At 42.8% G+C, this 16,850-nt stretch carries 12 protein-coding genes; 6 read left to right on the forward strand and 6 right to left on the reverse strand.

All coding sequences use genetic code 11. From position 1 onward, the window contains the following. Positions 1-5: 5 nt before the first annotated feature. From AB3N61_RS02355 to kdsB, 4 genes are read left to right on the forward strand one after another with little or no spacing between them, the layout of a single operon-like run. Positions 6-788, forward strand: coding sequence for a motility protein A (locus tag AB3N61_RS02355; RefSeq protein WP_020769716.1), 783 nt, complete (start codon positions 6-8; stop codon positions 786-788). Positions 789-809: 21 nt separating this feature from the next. Further along, complete coding sequence (gene motB, locus AB3N61_RS02360) at positions 810-1,637, forward strand: flagellar motor protein MotB (protein ID WP_020769791.1); 828 nt, start codon at positions 810-812, stop codon at positions 1,635-1,637. Positions 1,638-1,658: 21 nt separating this feature from the next. Beyond that, positions 1,659-2,183, forward strand: coding sequence for a flagellar basal body-associated protein FliL (gene fliL / locus AB3N61_RS02365; protein WP_008591739.1), 525 nt, complete (start codon positions 1,659-1,661; stop codon positions 2,181-2,183). Then, positions 2,183-2,926, forward strand: a complete 744-nt coding sequence (gene kdsB / locus AB3N61_RS02370) for a 3-deoxy-manno-octulosonate cytidylyltransferase (protein WP_020769889.1) — start codon at positions 2,183-2,185, stop codon at positions 2,924-2,926. Before fliL ends, kdsB begins: the two co-directional genes overlap by 1 nt. Here kdsB and AB3N61_RS02375 read toward each other — a convergent pair. The 6 genes from AB3N61_RS02375 to AB3N61_RS02400 form a co-directional block, all read right to left on the reverse strand. Continuing rightward, a complete protein-coding gene (locus tag AB3N61_RS02375) occupies positions 2,923-3,261 on the reverse strand; it encodes an STAS domain-containing protein (RefSeq protein ID WP_020769614.1) in 339 nt (112 codons plus the stop codon). The genes kdsB and AB3N61_RS02375 overlap by 4 nt on opposite strands. An 89-nt stretch (positions 3,262-3,350) precedes the next feature. After that, on the reverse strand, positions 3,351-3,563 hold the full coding sequence (locus AB3N61_RS02380) for a hypothetical protein (protein ID WP_036089569.1): 213 nt from the start codon (positions 3,561-3,563) through the stop codon (positions 3,351-3,353). Positions 3,564-3,655: 92 nt separating this feature from the next. After that, positions 3,656-4,069, reverse strand: a complete 414-nt coding sequence (locus AB3N61_RS02385) for a c-type cytochrome (protein ID WP_020769641.1) — start codon at positions 4,067-4,069, stop codon at positions 3,656-3,658. Positions 4,070-4,319: 250 nt separating this feature from the next. Then, positions 4,320-4,679: a Zn-ribbon domain-containing OB-fold protein gene (locus AB3N61_RS02390; RefSeq protein ID WP_020769698.1), complete on the reverse strand. Its 360-nt coding sequence runs from the start codon at positions 4,677-4,679 to the stop codon at positions 4,320-4,322. After that, entirely contained in the window at positions 4,679-5,842 is a 1,164-nt protein-coding gene (locus tag AB3N61_RS02395; RefSeq protein ID WP_020769796.1) for a thiolase domain-containing protein, read from the reverse strand. The genes AB3N61_RS02390 and AB3N61_RS02395 overlap by 1 nt, the downstream gene beginning before the upstream one ends. A gap of 10 nt (positions 5,843-5,852) precedes the next feature. Then, positions 5,853-6,620 carry a glucose 1-dehydrogenase gene (locus AB3N61_RS02400; RefSeq protein WP_020769635.1) on the reverse strand — a complete coding sequence of 256 codons (768 nt, stop codon included), beginning with the start codon at positions 6,618-6,620 and terminating at the stop codon, positions 5,853-5,855. A 1,023-nt stretch (positions 6,621-7,643) separates the two neighbouring features. Here AB3N61_RS02400 and AB3N61_RS02405 point away from each other — a divergent pair. Further along, positions 7,644-12,230: an LIC12048 family lipoprotein gene (locus AB3N61_RS02405; RefSeq protein WP_367898385.1), complete on the forward strand. Its 4,587-nt coding sequence runs from the start codon at positions 7,644-7,646 to the stop codon at positions 12,228-12,230. A gap of 38 nt (positions 12,231-12,268) precedes the next feature. Then, entirely contained in the window at positions 12,269-16,828 is a 4,560-nt protein-coding gene (locus AB3N61_RS02410; RefSeq protein ID WP_367898386.1) for an LIC12048 family lipoprotein, read from the forward strand. The last annotated feature ends 22 nt before the right edge of the window (positions 16,829-16,850 follow it).

Here is a 16,850-nt window from a genome sequence, read left to right on the forward strand (position 1 = left end):
CTACAATGGATATAGCTACAATCATAGGCTTCGGCTCCGCAATCGTAGTATTCACTTTCGGGGTTCTTTCCGCCGGACTAAATCCGATCGATATTGTGGACGTGCCTTCCGTATTGATCACATTCGGAGGAGCGACCGCTTGTACGGTTATGGCGGTCCCTTGGCAAAATACCTTAGACTTGGGAAAGGTAACTCGTAAGGCTTTTAGAGAAGAAAAAAGCGACCTCATAGGACTTATAAAAACTTTAGTATCCTTCTCCGAGAAAGCAAGAAGAGAGGGTCTACTCGCTTTGGAAGACGACGTGAACGAACTTCCGGAAGAATTTTTAAGAAAGGGAATCACCCTGGTCGTGGACGGTACAGACCCGGAACTTGTTCGGAATATTATGGAAACCGAAATGAGTAATATTGCCTCCAGACATAATGCCGGAAAATCCTGGTGGGAAAACTGGGGAGCTCTTGCTCCCGCATTCGGGATGATTGGAACTCTGATCGGATTGGTCCAAATGTTGAAGAACCTCGGATCGGGAGACGCGAGTGCGATCGGAACGGGAATGGCGGCCGCATTGATCACCACATTGTACGGATCCATGGGGGCGAATATCATAGCTATTCCCATTATGAAAAAGCTCATGCGTAAATCCTCGGACGAACTATTAATAAGACAGATCATGATAGAAGGTACACTCTCCATCCAATCCGGGGATAACCCTCGTATCGTGAAAGATAAACTCGCAAGTTATCTGCCACCTGGCGAACGCGGCGTATTAAAAGACGAAAACGATTAAGATTTATTTCGGTAGAAGAATATGGCAAAATCCAAATGTCCAGAATGTATCCAGAATATTCCAGAGTACATGCTTACTTATGGAGACATGGTTACACTTCTTCTTTGCTTCTTCATCATGTTGTATCGTACAGGTAAAACGAATGCGATAGAGATGCAGATCATTCTATCTGCGTTCAAAACCACTACCGGATTTTTTGACGGAGGCCAAACTCTTTCCAAAGGAAAATTGGAAGAGATGGGAATGAACATAGAAAGTCTTCCTTCCATGACCACGGGGAAGGCGCTTTCTAAATCCAAAAAGACTGCCACGGAATTATTCAAACCTGAGATTGAAGCAGGGAAAGTGCGAGTAACGGAAGACGAAAGAGGTCTTGTTATAAGCCTGGTAGGAGCGGATTATTTTAATCCCGGCTCCGCGATCTTGCAGGAACCGATCAAAAGTACATTAAAAAAAGCTAGTGGACTCATCAAAGGATTGGAAAGATTCGTTAGGGTAGAAGGTCACTGCGATGCTGATGCAGTACTTCCCGGCGCCAATCCCAGTAGGGAAGAGAGGACTTATTTGAATAATTGGGACCTAGCGGGAGCAAGAGCGATCAACTCCACTGACTATATCGTAGGTGTAGGAAAATTGGACCCTAGTTGGTTCCAGGCTGTGAGTTTTGGATCTTATAGACCGCTTGTTGTGGAGAACCAAGGAACTCCGGAAGCAAAAGCATTCAACAGAAGAATTGATATCGTAATTTTAACGGAAAAATCCACTAAACGAAGCGAATACGAATCCAATTTCGGCCTACCTAAGAGCCGCGTTCCGGGTTCGGAAACTTCCACCGAAAGTGGATTATAGAAGAGTAAAAGGAGAATACCCATGGGCGATCCCGAAATAGACGAGGAAGAAGGCGGTTTACCCGCGGCGGATGCCGGCGCCGGCTCGTCTCCGCTCATCAAATGGCTGATCTATATTGCCGGTGCCGTATTCGGAATTATCATAGTTGTACTTGTTTCCATGTTCGTAGCGAAACAGGCGGCAACTAGCACTTTCCGTGAGATGAAAAACGTGGCTTTGGTAAAACCTCCTCCGCCACTCATGACCTTCCAATTCCAGGAAGAGTTCAGGATCAATACTGCGGATAAGGGAGAGACACATTTCGTGAAGATGAAATTATCTTTCGGAGTGGCAAGAGACGACGCAAAGATCACAGCGGAACTTGCGGAAAGGATCGCTCAGATGAGGGATTTGGTGAACCTGATCATAGGAAGAAAAACCAAGGACGATCTGATCGATGTGGAAGATCAGTTGGATTTGAGAGAAGAAATTAAGGCTCAGATCAATCACATTCTCTCCGACGGAAAGATCCAAGAAGTGTACTTCACAGAATTTATCGTCAACTGATGACAAAACCGAAAATCCTAGGGGTCATACCCGCAAGATATGGAAGTTCCCGATTTCCCGGCAAACCGTTAGCCAAGATCGGGGACCTTCCGATGATCGCCTGGACATATAAGAATTCTGTCCAGTCTTCTCTTCTTCACGAAGTTGTAGTTGCTACCGACGACGAACGAATCGCCCGAATCGTTTCGGATAACGGTGGTAAGGCGATAATGACTTCTCCTGATCATCCCTCCGGTACGGATAGGATTCGAGAAGTTGCACTAAAATATCCGGATTCCGGAATTATAATCAATATCCAAGGCGACGAACCCGGGATAGAATCCGAACTCATTGACGGAGTAGCGAAACTCAAACTGGAAAGGCCCGATTGGGCGATGAGCACCGCAGCTGTCCGATTGGAAGAAAAGGAAATTTCGGATCCGAATCGGGTGAAAGTGGTTTTAGACAAAAACGGTAAGGCGCTTTACTTCTCCCGTTCTGCAATCCCTAGCCAATTCAAAAAAACGGTCCCTGCTTATAGACATCTTGGGATTTACGGATACGATAGAGACTTCTTACTTGGATATCCGGAACTTCCTCCTAGCGCGTTAGAAGAATCGGAATCACTGGAACAACTTAGAGCAATGGAAGCAGGGTATTCTATCGGAGTGTACATAACAAGTCGTGCCGCATTAAGCGTGGACACACCCGAGGATCTGGAATTAGTTGTGGAAGATTTTAAGAAGAAGGGACTGATCCCTTAACTAAGAGCTTCTTGTAGAGTATTGTGGATTAAAACGAAATCCGTAAGACCGACTATATCCATCACTTTTCTAAAATGGTCGTTTAGGCCTGCAAACTCGATCTTAGAAGAGGACTCGCTTGCTTTGGTAATCAAACTGATCAAGGTTGCAAGTCCCGCGGAATTGATGTAAGACGTTCCGTGAAAATTCAAAATCACTCTGGTCCTACGTTGTTCCGGTATGGATTGGTATTTCCCTAAAATTTCGTCATCCGCCTCGGAAGTAATTTCTCCAGAGATATGGATCACCGGGACATTGGGTTCAAGATCCACGTTTATTTTGAATTCGTCAGACATCTGCCTTATTTAGCACAAAAGACCTTCCCTCCCGAAGACAGTCAATCCCGTTTCCTGAGGAAAAACGTCTGCTTAAGGGAACTCGTCCGTTAAACGTAGTGCTCTAGCTCCTCCGGAGAAAGTCTGTCGAAAATTTGGCCGCATCGGGAACATTGAAAAGAAACAGTAGTAGGTTTGGAAGAGATCCCGAAAAGGATCAAAAACCAGGCCCAATTTCCGTAGGTTTTCACCTCTCTCGAAAGAGGGGATTTTCTGTCCGTTCCGCAACTATCGCAATGTGGTAAAGAAGTGGATTGGCTCACAAAGCTAGGTTGAAATGGGGGTGGAAAACTTCCAGAAGAAAAGTGGGAAAAAATCAAGGTGGGAGTCCTTTCGGACCCCCAAAGTATCGGTATTAATTTTGGTTCAGGTAAATTACGTACTTAGCAATTTTCTTAAGTTTTTCGTCGCCTAAGAACTTGTAAGAAGTCATCACAGGGTTGCTTGGAATTCCGTTGTTCAAAGTTTTCAGGATTCCAGCTTCTGTTGGACCGTTTTTCCATTCATTTGCCGGCGCCTTGTAATTTCTAGGTTTTGGATTCAAGCTAGCCGCAGCTGCTCCGTCTCCGGCACCAGTATCTCCGTGGCATGCGTTACATCCGTTTTCAAGAAAAAGTTTTTTACCTTCTTCTATTTCCGGACTTAAAGTTGCTGCGCTTGCTACAGGTGCAGCTTCTTCTTTCGGTTTTTCTTTATCTCCGCAGTTCAATAAAAAAGTGAGGGAGAGAATGGAAACAAAAAGGGAAATCAGGATTGCCCGAGTTTTCATGGATTACTCCTTTATATTGGTTCCAAGTTTCTTTTTTAGAAAGAGAAAGCAAAGAACTTTTTGTCACGGTATTGTCGGGAGAAAATCCGCAAATAATTTCATTCCCAGGGAGAAGGGGACGTACGTTGACTTTTGTCAAACTATCCGGAGCTGATTCTTAATATCGATTTCTAAGAATGGGAGAGAATCGGACTTATTCGTTTTTTGTAAAACAAAAGCGGGGAAGTCCCACCCCGCTTTCCTTTTTTGATCAAGCAGGTTTAAAAATAAATCCCGTCGAAGTTTCCGTTCTATCGAATAGAACAGGCATATCGATCGCCACAGATTCAGTGACCGGTTTGCCTTGGTATTCTCCTTCGATGATACTCATTGTTTTAGCACCTTCTTCCAGCTCGATAACGGCAAGAACGTAAGGCGCTCTCGGAGCCAAATGTCCGAATCCGACATGAACAACGGTGTAAGTATATACTTTTCCTTTTCCTGAAAAAGTTTTAACTTCCACGTCTTCCGATCCGCAATTCGTGCAGGATACTACGGGATCCGTAGCCTCGAATCCGCAGGACTTACATTTTTTTCCCGTCAAAGAATGAGCTTCCATAATCTCCGCCATTATTCCCCCCTCTGCAGAATATGCACGATACTAACGGCACCCGGGCCGCCTAAAACATGGGTTAAGGCCGTGCGAGCATTTGCAACTTGGCGTTTTTCGGATTGGTCTCTGAGTTGGAAAGTCATCTCCACAACCTGACCTACACCTGTAGCTCCGACCGGATGGCCTTTAGCTTTTAAACCGCCCGAAGTGTTTACAGGGAGTTTACCGCCCAATCGAGTATGGCCGTCTTTGGTGAATTGGCCGCCTTTTCCCTTTTCTACAAAGCCAAGATCTTCTATATTGATGATCTCTGTGATAGTGAAACAGTCATGGCATTCTAAAACGTCGATATCCTTTCTTTCCACGCCGGCCATTTTAAAAGCCTCAGTAGCTGCTTGCACAGAAGCGGGGAAGCTAACGGAATCTTTTTTAAGAGCCACATTGAAGTAATCTCCACCGATCCCGGAACCTTTTACTACCACATAGTCTTTACGGACTGATTTTGCTCTTTCTTTCGTAGTGATCACAACTGCCGCAGAAGCATCCGTAACCAAGGAAACATCATGAAAACCGAATGGAGTAGTAACCATTCTTGCTCTCATAATATTATTGAAGGAGATCTCTTTTTGTTTATGAGCGAACGGATTTAGGCTACCATGGAAATAGTTTTTTTCGGCAACGGTTGCTAACATTTCCTTGGTGGTTCCGAATTCGTGCATGTGACGGATCGCATTTAACGCAAAACCGGAAGGACCGGAAATACAATAACCGCCTTCTACATCCTGGTCTTGCCCTCTTGCTACGATCTCCATCGTAGTTTCGGGATCAAGGCCGTTCATTTTTTCCACACCCAGAACTAAAACTGTATCGTACAGGCCCGATGCAACGGCAAGAACACCTTGTCTCATCGCGATCCCGCCGGAAGCACAGGCTCCTTCTGTACGGATCGCAGGACGATCGCCTAATCCAAGTAAGTTGGCTGCGTAAGATCCCATGGTGTTTTGCGCATTAAACTCATTTCCGGCGTAATTCCCAACATAAACAGCTTGGATTTCCTTTCTGTCTATACCGGAATCCTTGATGGCTCCGTTACCCGCTTCGGTGACTAGGTCACGAAGAGTTCTGTCTTTATGATTGCCGTGGACCGTTTCATAGGCCCCGATGATTGCTACTTCTCTCATAACTAACTCCTTACATTCCGATACCGGCGCCGCCGTCTACCCTCAAGAAAACACCGGTGATATAAGATGCTTTGTCGGAAAGGAAGAATTCTACAGCGTCAGCGATCTCTTGTTGAGTTCCAGGTCTCTTCAAAGGAATGAACATAGGGTCGGTAAGTTTTTTCTGAACTTCTTCCGGAAGAGAAGCAGTCATGTCTGTCTGTACATAACCAGGACAGACTGCGTTTACAAGAACACCTCTGCCTGAAAATTCTCTTGCAGCAACTTTAGTAAGAGCGATTACCGCAGCCTTAGAAGAAGAATAGTTCGCTTGGCCAGGTTGACCGGAAAGACCGGAGAGAGAAGATATGTTCACAATTCTACCGGAAGGAGCTTTCAGAAGAAGTTTAGATGCTGCTTTGGTCATCAGGAACACACCTTTTGCGTTCACATCCATCACAAAATCGAACTCTTGCTCGCTCATTCTGATAAAAAGATTATCTTTTAAAACTCCCGCATTGTTTACTAAGAAGTCGAGTTTTCCGAATTTTTCTTTAACGGCGCTAATCGCAGCGTCGCAATCTTCCGGCTTAGTGACATTTACCGGAAAGCCTAAGGTTTTAACGCCGAATTCTTTCGCGATATCGGCAGCAGCCTGCTCGATCTGTTCCTTATTTAAGTCTACTACAACCACGTCTCCACCGTCTCTTGCGATCGTATTGGCGATAGCGCGACCTAAACCTCTGGGAGATGCAGCTCCCGTGACTAATGCAACTTTACCTTCGAATTGTTTTGCCATTTGGATCCCTCTTATGTCCTCGTATAACGAAATTTTGAACCATCGGATCGTATTGGAAAGGTCTCGATCCGTTTAAAGTAGAACGATTGTTCTGGTAAAAGATGGATTCTGCCCGGATTCCCGACAAGGAAAATTCCAGGAAATATCCGCCTTTGGAACAGTGTTCGTTTTTGTTGAACATTTGTTCGCAACTTCTAAACGGATCATAGTTGGATTTCGCAAGAATGATGAAGGAAAGATATGTCTCATTTTTTAGTCGGATAACGGTCTCAGAGGGTTGATATAATTTAGTTATATTATAAATAAATTATATAGTAATAAGTGGAGACAATGGATTTTTGATTTTTATAAAATTAACATCTGGATGATCGAGGAACGTAAGCTGATTTTCAGATTTATATGCGAACTTTCCTTATCCCAAATGAGATATTCCCATCCAATAAGGGACAGATTGGATTCAAGGTGGAACAGTTTGATAAAAAACATATTCATGTTATAGATCAAGAGGAGTGGGAGGATTTTATAATTTGATTTCCGAGTTATCCGTATTCAGCATGATCATTTTATAAATAAATAATTTCCAAACGCAGCAATAATGACATTATGAAAATATTAAGTTCCTGTTTTTGTTGGAAATCTCCGGGAGGAATATCCCGTATTAGAATAACATAAAGTATCCGTTATGGGATACGTTCTAATTTTTCTAGAATCTCCCAACTGGGAGAAAAAGTTCCAAAAATTTTATCCGTTAGTTTCATTTAAGAAGAATCACTGCCTATTTTCTAAACGTTTTCAGAATATTTTTTAAGTTTCACACAAAAAATTAGACAAAAAAGGGAACTTTTTCGAAACGTCCATTCAAACGCCAAAGTTATGTTTCGGTTCAAAGACGAATCGGGCAGAACTGTGAATAAAATTTTGCACCTGGTCAAAAAAGTCAGACCTGGTTTGAGAAATTTGTCCGGCGCATTTTGTATTTTGGATTTGGTTTTCAAAAGTGATGAGAACCGGAGGTTCCTGTTAATGAAACAGTTTGTTAGGATAACTAGGTATTATCTTCTGATTATTTTTTTTCTGCCATTCGTATCATGCTTAAGCGATATGAATTTTTGGAATCGTGGTAATGTGGATTTATCCAAAGCGACTTGGTTGGTTGCTGAGAAAGTTCCTCTAATTACAGATCGTGGTGGATTGCCTGGAGGAGGTTCGACGCCCGTTCCTGTAAGCCAACTATTTAAGTTTGCCCCCGGAACAAAAGTAAGCATTAGTTCGCTCGGAGGAGCAATTGATCCAACTGGAACTACCATCGGAGATGATTTCGATGGGGATGGTATTTTAAATGTTAATGAAACTACGACAAATGTTTGGGTAGCTGATTATCCAGTTGTAGAAGCATCTATTGCACCTCCAATCACGATGAAAGTAGCAGTTTGGAAACAGGGCACCACTCTGCAAGATGATTTGGCGAATGAAATTAGTGCGGATGATCTTGAATCTGGAATTTCAGAGGGATCTGAAAAAATACACCAAACGGAATTGAATCTTAGGACAGTTCAGTTTCAGGATTCATACAGCAGTACTGTCTCAGGATCAGGCTCCGTTAGTGCTAGTGTAGAGTACGGGGTAAAGGGAGGGGTTGGTCCGGTCGAGGCGGGTATGAATTTTGGAATGAGTGCAAGCTCCAGTTGGGAAGCAAGTAACTCTGTCTCTGCAACCACGACTAAATGGGCGGATCGTCCTTTTAAGAATAATTTAGACTCCGACTCTCAAAATCTAAAGGCGAATGCCTCTAGCCAAAAATCTAGAAAATATAGAGCAGATAAATCAGTAAAGACGGCAAGTGAAATGACCACTAAGCCTGATGGTGGTTATGTTCGTGCAGCCCTTTATATAAAAAATAATTCGGTGAATATGCCGGTTAAATTGAAAAACATCCTCTGCTCTTTGATGTTCGAGACACAAACTGGTGAATTGATCCCTGTGGAAAGTTTCCGTTTGTTAAAGGGAGATGGGAGTCCGTTTGAAATAGAAGTGTATGGGGATACCGAATTCGGACCTTACGTGATCGAAAAGACCGGACTAAACGGTTTTGAAGTGGAGAGAGCAATCGCTCTCGGATACAATCCGAAAATTTTTATCGTAGATTATGAAATGACTCACGTGAAGGATTCGAACTATCAATCCTCACTCTTAAACTTCTCTGGCGATAATTTGAAAGTAATAGAAGAAAATGCAAAAGGGAGAACAGCCTTAGTTAAAATTATCGGACCGAATAAGCGAGAAATGTATCGGGTTACTGCTTTTGACGCGATCGATACAAATGATTCGAATCCTTGTAAAGTTAAAACTGCAGGTGCTTTAGTTCCGGGTATTTCTTTGAAGAATGCCTTAATGCGAATTTCTTGTTCCGGGATCATGGATATAGAATTCGATGATTACGTGATCGATTTTTCAGAAATTGCTCCTACATTAGGAGAATCTAAACTTCATATTAAAGGTATAAAATCTTTAGGGGGGATTCAGACTGTAGTTCCTTGTGAAACTCCAAGAGTGGATAAAATCGGATCGGATGGGCAGACTAGAACTGCCTGTGTTCAGAAGCCTATTAGCCAATGGACGAAAGAAGAGGAGGAGAAGGCCGGAATCTGGGCGATATATTCCAAGGGGAAGTATTATTCTCCGACTGCGTATTATTACGATGGAGAAGGGCAGAATAAAACTAAACGTATCTTTGACGCTTCAGCGACCACTTTGCCAGCCTTTATGGTGAAAGGGGTAGAATCTACCGTTTGGGCCGGGGATACATACGATATAGTTTATGTTGCCTTAAAGGATCTTTTAAAAAAACAACAACAGTTCGGAACAAATCCTTTAGAAACGATTGATACTTCTTATAAACTTAATACAACTTGGGACCTTGCATCAGTAGGGGCTCATCCGTATTATCCAAGCACTCAATCTTTATTTCTCGGAGACGCAGGTTTCGGAGAAAAGGTTCAGCTTGAAATCAAGTTAGAAAGCACAAATTATCTCCAAGCAAATTTTGGAACTCCGCAGACTGCAGGAGTATTTCAGTATTTTACGGATTTCTCATATTCCTACGGAAAAATTACGGAAGATCGTTATGACATGGACCAGGCGATGGATTTTGAGATCAGCTTGGGGATTGGAGGAGAACGGTCCGAGTGGATGCATATTCGGAAAGGAGTAATTCCTTACACATCTTCTCCATCCGAAACAGATAAATACAAATTAATGAGTTGTGGAAAATCTTTGGATCACACGAACCAGATTTTTAAAGTTTGCATTCAGCTTCCTAAAAAACATGTATCTGCAGATCCAGAAATCAGTTTAGTGAAACTCTATATTCGTCCAACTTTGAATAGTGCTTATCGCAGAGCGGCTTGGCCTTTGAAGTATTCTGAAGTAAGAAAGGTTCAAGCAAATTTATATGCTCCGATAGCAAAAGATAATACGAGTTTACTAATCTCTTCGTCTAGTATTATTTCCGACGGTGGAGGATCGTTTGCTGCCGGGGATTCTTTACGAGTTTTCGGAGATTCTAATACATACACAATCCAAGCAGTTGCTTCCACCGATTCTCAATGCGAGCCAGGAACTTCTAATCCTTCTTTATGCAGACTCATTACGCTGCAGTCTAGCACTCCTATTAAGCTACCTGCTAGGAGAACTACATCTGTTTATGTATTGGCGGGACTGACTCAGCCTAACGTAAGACTTGCCGTAGAGAACGGATTTTTTACGGATTGGAATACGCAATATTCAAGTTTTACGAGTTCTCCGACTCCGGGCCTTTGGGAAACTCCACAATACCTTACTCTTTTTACGAGCAATACGCCTGTTAATTGCGCCACGTATTCGTTTAGCATTAGTTGTTTAGGAATAACAACGGATTACTCCATTTTAAATTGGTTAGGTGGAGATAATCTAGGAGTAGCTCATTGGAATTCTTGGTCGGATGGAGGAAATCTTAGCAGCTTTGTGCAAGGAGGCCTTCCTTATCTGGTAACTCCGAATACTGGTAGATCTTATCGACTAGAACCGAATTCAAGTGATTTCAGTATCAGTACTAGTACTGGTACTGAACCTATCAATCTTACTATAGGAGGGAAGAGTCTTACGATTTGGAAGAATGGAGTCAACTTATTCGGAAGGGTTTATGATATAGCTACTGGAACTTTCTCCTCGGTGGTTCAGTTGAACACTTCTGCCTTGATGGCGAATTCTAAGGTTGTGGCAAAAGATAATACGAACGGGATCGTGCTTGTCGCCTATGAATCTCAAACAACGAACCCGAATGATACTATCATAGTGAATAGAATTAAGATCGATCCGGATGGTACATTAGCTACCACTCCTGGAGCGACGATGGTGAGCAATCGATCCTATCTTGCTGGGACTCAATCTTCCATAGATCTTCTTCCGAATGGTGACCATAATGTTTTGGTTTGGAATGCTACCGCTGCAAATGGTGGTTCGAATACCTATCATTCTGGTTACGGTAAGATTGTTAGTATAGCGGGGAATGGAAATGCCGTACCTAATTCCGGGACCGAATTTACTTTCCTAAGTAATTGGAACGTAGCAAACGGCTCTAAATTACTTATTTCTGCTTCTGCTTTAGACGGGACAAATACTGGAATAATTTCCTACGCCCAGGTTACTGCAAGTAATACCTATGGGATTGCTGCTTTCTCAACGAACGATATTAACAGTGCTGGATTGATCAGTTCCCCTCCTGTCACTTTAACTACAGGGACAGCTCCTTTTTTACCTGTATATAATCGGCAGATTGTAGCTGTAGGATCTGGCACAGGCTCAATCTCCAGCTTGGTAACTGGAGGAGCTTACGTGGGTCTGTATGTAGTCACTAACCCATATTATCGAGGCTTTGTCGCTTGGTTGGATGGAAATGGAATTATCACCGGAAGAGGATTCGATATGGCTTCCGGCCAGAACGCGGCACCAATCGGTTCGGCAAATATAGTTCTGAGCGATGCTACGGGAGGGCAAAACTCGAATTTACAACTTGCGATGTTGTCATTTGTGGAAACGGCCATTCTCACTTATACGAAAGGAACCAGGGTTTACGTTAGGCCTATAAACATTAAGGAAGGAAATTCATTCGTTAATGCTCTCGCCCTGGATTCATCATCGACTGCTTCCTCAAGGAAGCCGACTTCCACAATGATCTTCTACGGGTCTACGGCTTATTCGGATTTGAAATATTTGGTGGGTTGGGAGCATACAGATGCTTCAACATCCAAAAAAACGATCAGAGGAAGGATCGGAAGGCTAAACGACTTTGCGAAGCCTGAGGGACTTTCTGAAATTATATTAAGTACTTCGAATGTAGGTGACCAAACTTCTCCTGTGACCAGTTATAAGATTTGGTCAACAGATGGGGGAGTTACTTATAATCGTAAAGCCTTAGTGACTTGGCTGTCTCAAGAGACAAGTCCGGGGATTGTTAAAGGCCAGGTTTTGGATCTGGTTAATTCTTCCATCCTTCCTTACGGCGCGAACAACTTCTTCGTTTCTCCATTAATTGAAAGGGAATATTCTCTCAAGGCAAAATTGTCCTTCTGAAATATACGAGAAAACTCTGAAATAGGTATTAGAATATTATGAAAAATTTAAATAAATACGGATTAGGCGTAGAAATTTTATCCCGTTTTCTCGTTGGCTTTGGAATATTTTCCACGATCAGTTGTTTCGGTGATTTTAATCTTTGGAGAGGAGGAGATGTAGATCTATCCAAGGCTACTTGGCTTGCAACTAGAACAGTCCCTTTAATCAAGGATAGAGGGGGGATTCCAGGTGGAGGGACTCCGGTAATCCCGATCAATGATCTATTTAGTGTTCCTCCTGGAACGAAAGTGAAAGCTGCTGCGTTGATGGGAGCGATCGATCCTACAGGAACGACAATCGTAAACGATTTCGACGGGGACGGAATACTGAACCAGTACGAGACTACTACCAATGTTTGGGTGGCCGATTATCCGATGGTGGATTCGCTCATTGCTCCGCCAATTACTATGAAAGTAGCCGTTTTAGAAGAAGGCCAAACGACGGCGAACAATGTTGAGAGCGAATTAAATTCAGATGATATTGAGTCCACTAAAGATGAAGGAACCGAAAAAATTCATCAGAGTGAATTGAATTTAAAAACCGTACAATTCCAGGATCAATATAGTTCTTCGGCTAGTGCTGGTGCGAGTGTAAGCGGTAGTGTTTCAGCGAGCGTTTCGGTGGATACTGCAGTTGCCTCTGGAGGAGCCAATTATGGGGCAAGTTATAGTGCAAGCTGGGAAGCAAGCAATTCCATGTCTAGTACTACTACAAAATGGGCAGATAGACCATTTAAAAACAATATCGATTCTGATGCGACTTCCGTTAAGTCCAATGCTTCCAGCCAAAAGGCAAGGCAATACAGATCCGATCGATCCGGCAATACACAGAATAAAGTGACGACTCAGCCGAATGGAGGTTATGTTAGGGCGGCATTGTACATTAAGAATCAATCCGTGAATATGCCCGTAAAACTTAAACATATACTTTGTTCTTTGATGTTTGAATCACCAACAGGAGAATTAGTTCCTGTAGAAAGTTTCGAGTTATATAATGCGGATGGAAGTGTATTCGAGATCGAAGTATATGGAGGATCCGAATTTGGACCATATGTGATCGAACGAACCAACTTGAATAGTGTCGAGATTGAGAGAGCGATTGCTGGAGGATTTACTCCTAAGATCTACATCGTAGATTATGAGATGACCCATGTGGAGGATTCGAATTACAGATCCGCGTTACTAAATTATTCCGGAGATAATTTAAAGATAATAGAAGAGAATGCTAAAGGTAGAACATCTTTAGTTAAAATTATCGGACCAAGTAAGCGCGAAATGTTCCGTGTGGCTGCCTTTGACGCAAGTGACGCAAATAATTCCGATCCTTGTAAAACTACTTCTGCTGTTAGTTTAACCCCAGGGATTACCCTAGAAAGAGCTCTACAAAAGATAGCCTGTTCAGGAGTAGAGATTGAATTTGATGACTACGTAATCGATTACACGGAAGTGGCTCCGACTCTAGGCCAATCCAGGGTGCATATGCGAGGAATCAAATCTATCGGGGGAATACAAACATCGATCCCATGTGAGAAGGATGCACAAGGAAATTATATTCCCTATACAGGTTCCGATGGAGTGGTGCGTAAAGCCTGTGTTCAAAAACCTGTAAGCAAATGGACTCAGGAAGAAATGGATAAAGCAGGGGTTTGGGCTGTTTATTCCAAAGGAAGATATTATGCCCCTAGCTCTTATATACAAGATCCAGATCCGAATGATTCTACAAAAAAAGTAAACCGTAAGTTCGATGCAAGTTCTCCCAATGCCGCTTATATGCTCCAAGGGATCAATTCGATTATTTGGCCGGGGGATAATTACGACTTAGTTTATGTTTCCGTAAAGGACTTGGTCCAGAAACAGAATCAGTTTGGGACGAATCCTTTGGAGACAGGTAAGACATTCAAAATGAATAGTCTTTGGGATCTCAAGTCTATTGGAAAACACCCTTATTATGCGGACAGCCGTTCTTGGTTCTTGGGTGATGCTGGACTTGGGGAAAAAATACAGTTGGAAGTAAAGCTGGACAGCACCAACTACCTTACTCCGAATTTTGGAACACCGCAAACTAGCGGGTTGATGCAGTATTTTACGAATTTTACATATAATCTTTTGAAGCAGGATAAAAAATTCACTGCAGAAGAAGCATTAGATATAGAGATAAGTTTGGGATTCGGGGGAACTCGATCAGACTGGTATCATGTCTTAAGAGATTTGATACCGAGCAATGGAACTGATCCGTATAAACTGAAAAGTTGCGGAAAGAGTATAGATTTCGAAGCCCAAGTATTCAAACTTTGTTTCCAATTGCCTACACAACATCCGTTCGTAGACGGAGATGGTGCGATCGTAAAATTGTATATCCGGCCTTCTTTAAATAACGCATATCGTAAAACCGCATGGCCTTTAAGATATTCGGAAGTGAGAAAAGTACAGGGAAATCTCTATGCTCCGATTGCAATCAATGACACTACAATACTTGTAGCAAATGACACTATTCATGCTTCAGTTGCAGGATCCTTTGCTCAAAATGATGTATTGCGCATACCAGGAGATAGCCAAGCTTATACGATCAGTACTAGTCCGGTCAGCAAATCGTGTGAACCGAATAGCACCGTGGCGCCTTATTGTACGGAAATTACCGTATCTCCTGCGATCAAGAAAGTATCCGAAAGAACAACTACCGTATATGTGCATGCAGGATTAACCGCTCCGGAAATGAGACTAACTGTCGAAAGCGGTTTTTACGAGAGCTGGAACACACAGTATACGAGTCTACCGGCTGACGGTTTATGGGAAACTCCTCAATTTTTACAGCTTATGACTGGAAATGGATCGATTACTTGTTCAACCAATCCATCTCATTCCGCTTGTTTAGGATTCTCTCCGGACTTCAATGTGATCAACTGGATGGGAGGTTATAATAAAGGGGTCGCTCATTGGAATTCCTGGGCAGACGGTTCTGACTTAACAAATTTCGCAGGAACAGTTTTACCGGCTCTTACTTCGAATACAGGAAAAGTATTCAAGATAGAGGCAACGAATAAGGATTTCGATTTTAGTTTGAATTCTACGGCAAATATTCCTACGGAAGTAATTAACGTTTCAAATGGAAAAGGTCAAATATTAACGATTTGGAAAATAGGACAGGAGTTGAAAGGAAGAGCGTATGATCCTCGCCTGGGAACTTCCTCCGAAGTCGTCAGCATAACGGCAAACGCATCCGGAAAATTCGTTGCAAAGAGTATCCCGGACAATTCTACGGGGGAAGTTATGTTAATGTATGAAACTGGGGTTTTGGCAACGAACGGCTCTTTGGTATATCATTCGATTAAGGTGGAATCGTACGAGGATACGAATAATCCATCAAATAATCAGACCTATATCATCTTAGGAACGAGTGGTACGGTTACTACGGGAAGGATCTACCCTGCTACGAATGTTACTTCTTCGATCGATATTGCCGGTGGTGCTGATGGAAGGTATCTTGTATTCTGGAATCATGCATCCACTGCAATAAGCGCTCAAACAGTACAATACAGGCTCTTGAGTCCGGATGGTAGCGGAGGTTTTACTATATATACTCCGAGTAATAGCACATATATTTCTATCGCTGCGAGTACCGGAACTGCTTACAATAGATCTCAAATTTTCGCGAGCAGCGGATATATGGGTATGGTGAGTATTCTGACTTCTACAGGGAATAACTATAATATTAATACCGGCTTTATGGACTTTCCTGGCGGTGGGATTAGGACTCCTTTATTAATAGATTCCTGTAGTTCTTCTTGTACTGTCGGAGGTCTCCCTACTACATTAATTGCGAATGATGTAATTAGATTACAAACTTATACGAGCGGTATCACAGGTTGGTTAGATGGAAACGGAATCGCCTGGGTTAGAGGACGTTCCCTAATTGAAGGAGGAGGTACCGCTGGCTCTGCTTTAGGTGCAAAATATCAAATCGATCCGGACAATACTTCTACAAATAAGATCTTCGACTTCAGGATTACGACGGTGAGTAATGATTATGCGTTAGCCTCTTATACTAGAGGAAATCGCATATACATGAGACCGATTTCCTTCCTAGATGCGACGGCTGTCGGAAGTCCTGTCCTAATGGATATGGCTACAAGTGCGAGCGCTAAGAAGTCAGGTGGTATCGTCTATTCCATTACAAATTCTGCACCTAAGTTCTTCAGTTTCTGGGAACATACTGATTCAATTTCCGGGAAGAAAAGTATTCGTGGAAGATTTGGAAGTTTAGCGGATCTGACAAAACCGGAGGGAATTTCAGAAGTATATGTGAGTGCCTCCAATGAGTATGACCAAACGAGTCCTACTGCGGCAGCGGGGGTTTCCGTTATACCAGGGCAAGGGGCAGCAGTTGGGGGTGGGGTCTTTGTTTCCTGGCTTTCTGCTGATCCTGCAAAACCTGTGGTAAGAAGCGCTTCGATCGATTTAGAAAATCAGAATAAATTGATATATAAGGAAAATAACTTCTTCGTTGCTCCTTTAATTGAAAGAGACTATATCCTGAAAGCGAGTATATCCACTCGTTAGTAAGGAGAGAACGGAAGGTGAT

It is taken from the genome of Leptospira sp. WS58.C1 (assembly GCF_040833995.1).
GTDB classification, from domain to species: Bacteria; Spirochaetota; Leptospiria; order Leptospirales; family Leptospiraceae; genus Leptospira_B; species Leptospira_B cinconiae.

Coding starts and splice junctions, on each gene's coding strand:
- AB3N61_RS02385 (WP_020769641.1), bottom strand. CDS start 4,069: ATGAAAACTCGGGCAATCCTGATTTCCCTTTTTGTTTCCATTCTCTCC.
- AB3N61_RS02390 (WP_020769698.1), bottom strand. CDS start 4,679: ATGGCGGAGATTATGGAAGCTCATTCTTTGACGGGAAAAAAATGTAAG.
- AB3N61_RS02400 (WP_020769635.1), bottom strand. CDS start 6,620: ATGGCAAAACAATTCGAAGGTAAAGTTGCATTAGTCACGGGAGCTGCA.
- fliL (WP_008591739.1), top strand. CDS start 1,659: ATGGGCGATCCCGAAATAGACGAGGAAGAAGGCGGTTTACCCGCGGCG.
- AB3N61_RS02395 (WP_020769796.1), bottom strand. CDS start 5,842: ATGAGAGAAGTAGCAATCATCGGGGCCTATGAAACGGTCCACGGCAAT.
- AB3N61_RS02405 (WP_367898385.1), top strand. CDS start 7,644: ATGAAACAGTTTGTTAGGATAACTAGGTATTATCTTCTGATTATTTTT.
- kdsB (WP_020769889.1), top strand. CDS start 2,183: ATGACAAAACCGAAAATCCTAGGGGTCATACCCGCAAGATATGGAAGT.
- AB3N61_RS02355 (WP_020769716.1), top strand. CDS start 6: ATGGATATAGCTACAATCATAGGCTTCGGCTCCGCAATCGTAGTATTC.
- motB (WP_020769791.1), top strand. CDS start 810: ATGGCAAAATCCAAATGTCCAGAATGTATCCAGAATATTCCAGAGTAC.
- AB3N61_RS02410 (WP_367898386.1), top strand. CDS start 12,269: ATGAAAAATTTAAATAAATACGGATTAGGCGTAGAAATTTTATCCCGT.
- AB3N61_RS02375 (WP_020769614.1), bottom strand. CDS start 3,261: ATGTCTGACGAATTCAAAATAAACGTGGATCTTGAACCCAATGTCCCG.